This is a genomic window from Caballeronia sp. ATUFL_F1_KS39, assembly GCF_023630985.1.
Classification (GTDB): Bacteria; Pseudomonadota; Gammaproteobacteria; order Burkholderiales; family Burkholderiaceae; genus Caballeronia; species Caballeronia zhejiangensis.
Genome location: NZ_JALQDZ010000109.1, coordinates 1 through 257 on the forward strand (window position 1 = coordinate 1; position 257 = coordinate 257).

The 257-nt window shown below is 63.4% G+C and carries 1 protein-coding gene; it reads left to right on the forward strand.

Translation table 11 applies throughout. The features are described from left to right. Positions 1 to 31: 31 nt before the first annotated feature. Positions 32 to 257, forward strand: a 226-nt coding sequence (locus NCR93_RS31765; RefSeq protein WP_250532477.1) for an alcohol dehydrogenase catalytic domain-containing protein, incomplete at its 3' end; no start/stop codon positions are given.

The following is a 257-nucleotide window of genomic DNA, read 5'->3' on the forward strand; positions in this document are numbered from 1 at the left end:
CCCCACTCCAAAGACACCACGAGACAAAAGCATGCTGACCGTCATCTGCGAAACGCCCGGAACCCTGAAAGCCGAACAGCGCGAGAAGCCGCGGCGCGGCGAGAACGAAGTGCTGTTGCGCGTGAAGCGCGTCGGCGTGTGCGGCACCGACCTGCACATCTTCACCGGCAATCAGCCCTATCTCTCGTATCCGCGAGTGATGGGCCACGAGTTGTCCGGCGTGATCGAGGAAGCGGACCCGGCGAGCGGCCTGAAAG